Below are 8,496 nucleotides of genomic sequence, written 5' to 3'. Positions count from 1 at the left end.
CGGTGAAGCCACCCCCGCCCGTCAATCGCCCACCACCGCACAACAGCCGGTCCCCGCTCTGGACCGACGCGGCGCTTCAGGACCCGGCACGTTCGCAAACCCTCTCATGGAGCCCCAACCCGAATCCTTTCATGTATTGACAGGCTTTATTGGAGCATTTAGAAACATGGAATTGTAACAGCGCGGCTTGAACCGGATTCCGACGCCTTTCTGCTTCCGTCAGGAATCCCCGGGGGCCGCGCCTTCGGAGGGGGATGTCTTGAATCTGCCCCGCGCGACTTCCGGCGTCATCGTCCAGCAGCAGGACGAAGCCTTCTTCCTCCTGGACACCGAGGGAGGGGAGGTCTTCCGGGTGAACGAGACCGCCGCCCGCATCTTCGAGCTGTGCCAGGGCGACACGTCCCTGGACGGGGCGGTGGCGTCGCTGGCGCTCCGGCTGGGCGCCGCGGGCCAGGAAGAGGCCATCCGCGCCGACGTCCAGCGCACCGTGACGCAGTTCCAGGAACTGGGGCTGTGCGAGCCCTCGCGTCCCGTCTGACTTTCGCCGTCCGCTGAGTGGCTTTCTTCCCCTCGTGAGAGGGACAGGCCGGGCCATGCCCTGGCCCTTGGGAATCCCGTGTGCCCGGGTCGCCCCGGGTGCGCGTGATGCCAGACGTGAGACGTCTCTTCACGGCTGGAATGAAGCACCGGAGTGTTGGCAGGCAATGTCAGACCCCCTGTCCACACTCCGCCATGTTTCACCGCAGTGAACGCAGCAATCCATCCAGGAGAATCACCATGTTCATCAAGTCCGAGATCGTCCGCGTGTCCGCCGCCACCGACAAGTGCACCTGCTCCAACGGCATGGTCATCGCCTCGACGACCGTGAGCGCGGAGTAGTCGCTCCCGTCGGTTCCCAAGTCCCAAACATCAATCCCAGGAGAACCACCATGTACATCCAGTCCGAGATCGTCCGCGTTTCCGCGTCGTCCGACAAGTGCACCTGCTCCAACGGCATGAGCGTGATCGTCGTCGCGGAGTAACGCGTTTCATGGCCGGGAGGAGGGCTGTGGCCCTCCTCCCGGCTGTGTCTTTCCTCTCACACGCCGACACGCCCGCCCATGCTGCCCGCATCCACGCAGGTATTGCTCTTCACCCAGGCGGACGTCGGCGGACACGCGCTCTTTCGCGTCGTGCCCGTGGAGGTGTCCGTGCGCCCCGGCCAGGGACGGCTGTGGACGGACGTGTCGCGGGGCAATGCCTTCACCGCCGCGTGGCAGGACCATGCGCGCCACCTGTCCGCGGTGGGCCGCGCGCGCTACGCGCTGCCGTGGGATGAGACGGACCTGCACGTCTCGCCGCGCGGCCGGAACGTGACGCTGGATGGCCGGAGCGCGTCGCTGCCGCTGTTCGTCGCGTGGGTGGCGCTGCTCGCGGGCCTGCCGCTGCCGTCGCCCTTCCTGGGCACGGGCGTGGCGCTGGAGGCGCATGGGGAAAAGCTCGCGCCCGCGCCGCGCGAGTTCCTCCAGGGAAAGCTGGGCGTGGCGCAGTCCTACGTGAAGCAGGTGTTTCCGCGGGCGGACAGGGTGGCGGTGTTCGTGCCGGAGGGCAGCGGGTTCGACGCGGCGCCCCTGACGGCGCTGGACGTGCGGCCGGTGCCCACGCTCACGAAGGCGGTGGAGGCGGTGCTGGGGCTGAAGCCTCGTGCGGAAGGGGTGGGGGGATGATCCGCCAGGGCGTGGGTGCCATCCGGGAGATGTACGGGCTGACGCGGGGTCTGGGGAACCTGCGGGTGATGCTGGGCTCGGGGCTCCTGGGCATGGCGGCCTCCGGCCTGCTCAACCCGGTGATGCCGTTGTACCTGCGCTCGCGCGGGCTGGGCTTCCAGGAGATTGGCGCGCTCTACACGGTGGGGGCGCTGCTGCCCATCTTCGTGCAGCCGGTGCTGGGGGCGCTGTCGGACCGCCATGGGCGCAAGCCCTTCGTGGTGGGCCTGTCGCTCGTCACGTCGCTGATGGTGCCGGCGGTGGCGCTGGTGGACGACCCCCAGCCGCTCGCCGCCGTGATGATCCTCAAGATGCTGCTGTCGCGCAGCGCGGCGCCGGTGTCCAACGCGATGGTGGCGGACTTCGCGCCCGCCAGGCAGCGCGCCACCCTCTTCGCGCTGCTGGATGCCACGTCGAACCTGGTGTTCGTCGCGGCGCTGTTCGCGTCCTCCGCCGTCATCCGCGCGCTGTCGGTGGCGGGCACCTTCTTCCTGGCGGGGGGCCTGTTCCTCGCGGGCAGCCTGCTGCTGCTGGGGCTGGACGAACCGGCGCGGCCCCCGCGCGCGGAGGCAGTGCGCGGTGGGGCGGGCGCTGCGTGGGGACTGGTGTTCCGGGGGCTCCTGTCGCCGTTCACCTACGTGAAGGACCGGCCGGGCGCGGCGGCGCTGTTCCTCTGGCAGTTCTTCTTCACCTTCGCGCTGGCGCTGTTCCCCACGTACCTGCCGCTGTACGCGGTGGAACTGGGCGCGCCCCGGGAGGCCGTGGGGCCGCTGGTGGCGGCGTCGTGGCTGACGTACGCGTTCGTGCAGCCCTTCGGCGGACGGCTGTCGGACCGGATGTCCCGGCGCGTGGGCATGATCGTGCCGGGCCTCGCGGGCATGGCGGTGATGGCCGCGGTGCTGGGGGCCGCGGGATGGCTGCCGGACGGCGCCGCGCTGATGACGCTGGTGGTGGCCTGGGTGCTGCTGGCCATCCCAGACGGCCTGCACCGCTCCTCCGCGTCCGCGCTGGTGGTGGAGCAGTCCCCGGCGCCCTCCGAGCGCGGCCGGTTCATGGGCGCGCTGGGCGCATGCGGCGCGTTGGCCTCCGTGCTCGCGCCCGTCACCTACGGCTTCGTCGCGCAAGCAGCCGGCATCGGCAGCACGTTCCTCATTTCGTCGGTGTCCCTCGTGCTGGCGCTCGGCTGTGTGTCGCGCGTGCGCGAGGCGTCTTCACACGCCACGCCTGAACCGGCCCCCGTGGCCGCCCTCACCCCCACCTCGGAGCCTGGATGAGTCCCCTTCGCCACGTGTGTCGCTGGGGCACCGCGCTGTTGGCCGCGCTGGTGCCCACGCTGGGACACGCTGATTCGACGTACAAGGTCACCGCGACGCGGACGCAGGACACCATCACCATCGACGGCACGGGGGACGAGCCCGCGTGGCAGGCGGCCCCGGAAATCGATGGCTGGTACCTCACGCGCATCAACTACGGCAAGCCCGCGCCGGACGACACCAAGGTCCGCATCCTCTACGACCAGGACAACCTGTACTTCCTCTTCCACTGCATCGACTCCAAGCCGGAGCGCATCACCGGCTACACGGTGCAGAACGAGGGGTTCCTCCACCAGGAGGACAACATCACCATCATCCTGGACACGTTCCTGGACCACCGGAACGCGTACTACTTCTGGACCAACCCGCTGGGCGTGCGCACCGACGGGCGCATCGTGGATGACGGCGAGGCGTTCTCCACCAACTGGCGCGGCGAGTGGGAGACGAAGTCCACCATCGTGAAGGACGGGTGGATTTCGGAGGTGCGCATCCCGTTCGCCAACTTCCAGTTCGAGACGAAGGACGAAATCTCCTTCGGCATGCTCCTGGACCGCGAACAGTCGCGCAACCAGGAGTGGAGCAACTGGACGCCGGACGGCGTCAACAGCGCGAAGGTGAGCCGCTACCCGCACCTGGAGGGGCTCAAGGGCATCAAGCCGCGCTCCATCTTCAGCATCACCCCGTACGTGGCCACCACGGTGGCGCTCAAGACCACGGACGACCGGGGCGTCTTCCGTCCCAACGTGGGCGCGGACGCGCGCATCGACCCGACGCCCTGGCTGTCGGTGAAGCTCACCGCCAACCCGGACTTCAGCGACGCGGAAGCCGACCAGAGCTTCCTCCTCCTGGACACGGACATGCCGCTCTTGCCTGAGCGCCGCGCGTTCTTCACGGAGAGCGAGCACCTCTTCATCGCGCCCATCAACGTCTTCACCTCGCGCCGCATCGCGCTGCGGCCGCATGACCGGGTGTGGGGCGGCCTGCAGCTCACCGGCAAGCTGGGGGGCTTGAGCTTCTCGATGATGGACGTGCAGCACCGCGACCTCACCGGCCGGGACGCCAACGGCCGCGAGGTCTTCGAGAACGTCAACTCCGGCGTCATCCGCTTGCAGCAGGACATCGGCAAGCGGTCGATGATCTCCCTGGTGGCGCTCAACCGCAGCGGGCGGGGCGGGCTGTTCGGGGACTCGGACTTCCAGACGGTGGGCGTGGACGGCAACTTCCACCTCTTCGAGGAGTTCTTCATCCAGGCGCAGGCGCTGAAGAGCTGGAGCCCGCTGGGCAACGAGGACTCGGACGCGTACCACGTGGGCCTGCACCGCTTCGACACGCTGTCGGAGTTCTGGTTGCAGTTCGAGGACATCGGGAAGAACTACGCGAACCCGCTGGGCTGGACGCCGGTGGTGGACAAGCAGGGCTACAACTCGCGCCTGTTCCTGAACCCGTTCCCCGGGTGGCGCTTCCTGCCCCGGCTGGACATGACGTGGGACTCGCTGTGGCGCCGCAACCACGAGGGCGAGCGCACGCGCTGGCGCAACCGCCTCAACGTGCAGCCCTACCTGCACCACGACTTCGCGCTCTACCTGGAGGGCATCTACGACGACAACCTGGGCTTCCGGGACCGTCTGGGCACGTTTGGCTTCACCCTGTTCCCGCACGACTGGCAGAGCTACACGCTGACGGCCGTCGCCGGCCGCTTCCTGGGCGGAGAGATTCGCGGCTTCAACGGCGCGGTGAACATGAAGGTGGGGCCGCACATCGTCGCGCGCTTCAGCGGCTTCTACACGCGCAACTTCAATGTGCCCACGAACAGCGACCTCTACGGCACGTCCGGGGACGGCTACAGCTTCTCCGGCTACGCGCAGCTGCGCTACCACTTCAGCCCGGACCTCTACGCGCGCCTGACGTTGCAGAAGGGCGGCGTGTACGAGCTGGCGGACTACAACTCCGTGAAGGGCACGTTCCTGGACGCGATGGTGGGGTGGCACTACCGCCAGTGGAGCGACATCTTCCTCGTCTACACGGATCAGCCCTTCGGCGGCTCCCAGGAGCGGCGGATCCTCTCGAAAATCTCCTTCAACTACTGACCTGACCAAGGGCTTCGCATGACCGCCGCCGACCCGCAGAGCCTCAAGCGCCGCTACGACGAGGTGTCCCCGAAGTACGACCAGGGCGCGCCAGACGCCACGGCCATCAAGCTGTTCTGGCTGACGTACGAGCACCTCACCTGGAAGCCGGTGGAGGCGCTCCTGCCGAGGGACGGCACGACCTGGCGCGTGTTGGACGCGGGCGGCGGGGGCGGCAAGTTCGGCACGCGCTTCGCGCAAGCCGGGCACCACGTCACCGTGCTGGACATCTCTCCGGGCATGCTGGACGGCGCCAGGGCGCAGTTCACCGCGAAGGGGCTGCTGGACCGCGTGGCCTTCGTGGAGGGGAACGTCGCGGCGCTGGAGCTGCCGGACGCGGCCTTCGACCTGGTCTTCTGTGAAGGAGATCCGGTGTCGTACTGCCTGGACGCGTACCCGCGCGCGGTGAAGGAGCTGGTGCGCGTGGCGAAGCCGGGCGCGCCGGTGGTGCTGGGCGTGGACAACCGCTACGAGGCCTTCTCCGGCTACCTGAAGCTGGGCAAGCCGCAGGAGGCCTTCCGCACGCTCCACGACGGCCGCACGACGTGCCCGTATGGCCTGCCGGTGCACGCCTTCACGGTGCGCGAGCTGGAGCGCGCGGTGGCGGACGCGGGCGCGGAGCTGCTCGAGATTTTCGGCAAGCCGGTGATGTTCTTCGACATGCTCAAGGCGATGGCGGCCGCGCAGGGCGGAACCGCGGAGAAGCCGTGGGACGCGTGGGCCGCGCGCGAGGAGATATTGGCGTTGCAGGAGAAGCTGGCGCACGAGGGCTTCGCCGTCCTGGGGCAGCACTTCCAGGTGATGGCGCGGCGCAAGGCCTGAAGCCATGGGCCTTCCCTTCCTGGGCGTGGGGCTCAGCTACCGCTGGGACCTCAATCCGCACCTGGCGCGTGGCAACCCCGGCGTGGACTGGCTGGAGGTAACGCCCGAGCACTTTCTGCCGCTCACGCCGGACTCGGAGCGGCGGCTGGAGTTGCTCGCGAAGCGCTATCCCATTGTGGGCCACAGCCTGGAGCTGTCGGTGGGCTCGGACGGCGCGGACGCGCCCGGCTACCGGGACGGCTTGAAGCGCGTCCGCCAGCTCACCCGGAGCGTCTGGCACGGAGACCATCTGTGCTTCACGCGCGTGGGGAACCTGCCGCTGCGCGCGCTGACGCCGGTGCCGCTGACGGAGGAGGCGGTGGCCACGTGCGTGCGCAACGTGAAGGCGGCGCGGGCGGACCTGGACGTGCCCTTCGTGGTGGAGAACATCGCGTATCTCTTCCACACGCCGCTCAACACGTTGGATGAAGCGGAGTTCTTGCGCCGCGTGGTGGAGGGCGCGGACTGCGGACTGCTGTTGGACTTGCACAACCTCTATTGCAACGCGGTCAACCACGGGTTCGACCCGTATGCCTTCCTGGACCGGCTGCCATTGGAGCGCGTGGTGCAGGTGCACCTGGCGGGAGGCGTCACGATGGAGGGATTGAGATTGGACAGCCACTCCGCGCCGTCGCCGGAGGAGGTGTGGCGCCTGTTGGAATACGTCGCGCCACGCAGCCCGGTGCGCGGGGTGAACTTCGAGATGGACAGCGGCTTTCCTCCCTTCGCGCAGCTGGTGGAGGAGCTGGCCCGCGCGCGCGCCATCCTCCAGCGCTGCGGCGCGAGCGTGGCTTGAGATGAGCTACCCACGAACATTGGAAGTCCTGGCGCGGCTGCACGTGGATCCCCGCTTCCGCGAAGCGTGGCGCGGCGATGCCCCCAAGGCCCTGGCCCCGCTGGACCTGACGCCGTTGGAAGCGGAGGCACTCCACCGGGTGGATCCGGTGGTGGTGGAGCGCGCCGGCCGGATGATGGACTTCCACCGCACCGAGCGCGTGCGCGAACAGCTTGCCTGGGTGGACGAAGCGAAGCGGCCGGAGCTGGGCCCGCTGCGCGCGCGCTTCCTCCAGGACGTGCTTCCTGAAGTGCTCAATCGCGAAGAGGCCATCGCGTACTGCCGCTTCCTGGAGGCGGGCGAGCACGCCCCGCACGCGAAGCTCCTCCAGCGGCTGCCTGCATACGTGCCACAGCTCGCGCGGTGCGAACGGCTGCGCCTGTCGCTCGCGTGGGGTCTTGCCCCCATGCCGGCGTCAGGCCCGTACGTGGAGTCTTTCGACTACCCGGTGCTCACGCTGCTCGCCGCGCTGGACGCGCCGGGCTGGCCCCTGGTGGAGCCGAAGCCCACGCGCGTGGAGTACCTCAAGGTGCCCCACCTGCCCGCCGTGATGTTGCGCGAGCTGCCGTCACCTTGAGGTGCCCCGTGCGCCTCAGTGCTTGCGGTGGTGCGTCTTCTCGTAGGTGCCCATGAGCTGGGTTTCGCCCACGATGTGGCCCTCCATCGCCTTGAGCAGCTGCGTGCGGTTGGGCTGGTTCAGGTCCGGCAGCACCGTGTCCAGAGCGTACAGCTTGAAGAAGTACCGGTGGCTGCCGATGGGCGGCATGGGGCCACCGTAGTCCTGCCGGTTGAAGTCGTTGCGCCCCAGCTTCACCCCATCCGGCAGCACGTCCAGGGTCGCCCCATCCGGGATGCTCTGGGCGTTGATGGGGAGGTTATAAAGGACCCAGTGGCAGAAGGTGCGCTGGGGGTTCGCCGGGTCCGGCGCGTCCGGGTCCTCCACGATGAGCGCCAGGCTCTTGGCCCCGGCGGGGAGGTTCTCCCAGTGCAGGGGAGGCGCCTTGTCGTCGCCCTCGCCGGTGTAGGCGATGGGGATGGGCGTCCCGTCCTTGAACTTCGGCGAGGTGAGCTCGAGCGGCTTCGGCATGCGTGACTCCTTGGGCATGAACGGCCAACGTGACCCCTGCCAAGCTGGCGATGCCGGAGTCCTTGTGCTGAGAGACGGAGGGCGCTCCGCCCGGCCGCCCGTCACCTCCCCCCAGGCTCCGGCGACTCCCTGCCGCCGCTGATCCACCGGGCGCCCCCCGGGCCGCCTGCCCCTTTGAGCCTCACTTAAAAAGGAGAAACCACCCCTCCGGCTCCGGCGCCGTGGTAGCTGCGCTTGCGGGTGCCGCAACCGCTGCTGGCGGTGGGGTGCCCCGCGCCCCCGTACCGGTTGCACGCGCCGCGCATTCGGTGCTAAGCGGCGCCCGCGCGTGTATGGGCGGGGTCGGGGTTGGTGGATGGAAACCCAAGACTTTCCCGGGGTTTGGTGAGGCGTCCGCATGGCAGACCAGGAGCCTCGGAAGCAGGCGGACGCGCCGGGCAGTGAGCTGGGCGAGACGGCCCGGCAGATGCGGGCGGCGGAGCCGTACATCTCCGCGGTCTGGAAGCTGGTGGGCGGGGCGGTGGTGGGG

Annotated in this window: 8 protein-coding genes and 1 pseudogene; 8 read left to right on the top strand and 1 reads right to left on the bottom strand. The window is 68.9% G+C overall.

The genetic code is table 11. The features are described 5' to 3' along the window. The first annotated feature begins 259 nt into the window (after positions 1-259). From D7X99_RS40580 to D7X99_RS40550, 7 genes are all read left to right on the top strand, one after another. Complete coding sequence (locus D7X99_RS40580) at positions 260-538, top strand: PqqD family protein (protein ID WP_158620859.1); 279 nt, start codon at positions 260-262, stop codon at positions 536-538. A gap of 562 nt (positions 539-1,100) precedes the next feature. Continuing rightward, the gene (locus tag D7X99_RS40575; RefSeq protein ID WP_147476407.1) at positions 1,101-1,706 is read left to right on the top strand and encodes a hypothetical protein; all 606 of its coding nucleotides are present in this window, start codon (positions 1,101-1,103) and stop codon (positions 1,704-1,706) included. Beyond that, positions 1,703-3,019 (top strand): MFS transporter, encoded by a 1,317-nt coding sequence (locus tag D7X99_RS40570; protein WP_121782411.1) that lies wholly within the window; start codon positions 1,703-1,705, stop codon positions 3,017-3,019. The genes D7X99_RS40575 and D7X99_RS40570 overlap by 4 nt, the downstream gene beginning before the upstream one ends. Continuing rightward, the gene (locus tag D7X99_RS40565; RefSeq protein WP_121782410.1) at positions 3,016-5,145 is read left to right on the top strand and encodes a carbohydrate binding family 9 domain-containing protein; all 2,130 of its coding nucleotides are present in this window, start codon (positions 3,016-3,018) and stop codon (positions 5,143-5,145) included. The genes D7X99_RS40570 and D7X99_RS40565 overlap by 4 nt, the downstream gene beginning before the upstream one ends. An 18-nt stretch (positions 5,146-5,163) precedes the next feature. Beyond that, the gene (locus D7X99_RS40560; protein WP_121782409.1) at positions 5,164-6,006 is read left to right on the top strand and encodes a methyltransferase domain-containing protein; all 843 of its coding nucleotides are present in this window, start codon (positions 5,164-5,166) and stop codon (positions 6,004-6,006) included. Positions 6,007-6,010: 4 nt separating this feature from the next. Beyond that, on the top strand, positions 6,011-6,841 hold the full coding sequence (locus tag D7X99_RS40555) for a DUF692 family multinuclear iron-containing protein (RefSeq protein WP_121782408.1): 831 nt from the start codon (positions 6,011-6,013) through the stop codon (positions 6,839-6,841). Position 6,842: 1 nt separating this feature from the next. Then, on the top strand, positions 6,843-7,457 hold the full coding sequence (locus D7X99_RS40550; protein ID WP_147476406.1) for a hypothetical protein: 615 nt from the start codon (positions 6,843-6,845) through the stop codon (positions 7,455-7,457). A 15-nt stretch (positions 7,458-7,472) separates the two neighbouring features. Here D7X99_RS40550 and D7X99_RS40545 read toward each other — a convergent pair whose 3' ends face one another. Beyond that, positions 7,473-7,967 carry a YbhB/YbcL family Raf kinase inhibitor-like protein gene (locus tag D7X99_RS40545; RefSeq protein WP_120599929.1) on the bottom strand — a complete coding sequence of 165 codons (495 nt, stop codon included), beginning with the start codon at positions 7,965-7,967 and terminating at the stop codon, positions 7,473-7,475. A 397-nt stretch (positions 7,968-8,364) separates the two neighbouring features. Here D7X99_RS40545 and D7X99_RS40540 point away from each other — a divergent pair. After that, positions 8,365-8,496 (top strand): annotated as a pseudogene (locus tag D7X99_RS40540) (F0F1 ATP synthase assembly protein I); the annotation flags it as partial.

This window comes from Corallococcus sp. AB032C, assembly GCF_003668935.1.
Taxonomy (GTDB): domain Bacteria; phylum Myxococcota; class Myxococcia; order Myxococcales; family Myxococcaceae; genus Corallococcus; species Corallococcus exiguus.
This window is presented reverse-complemented; position numbering and strand designations above follow the sequence as displayed.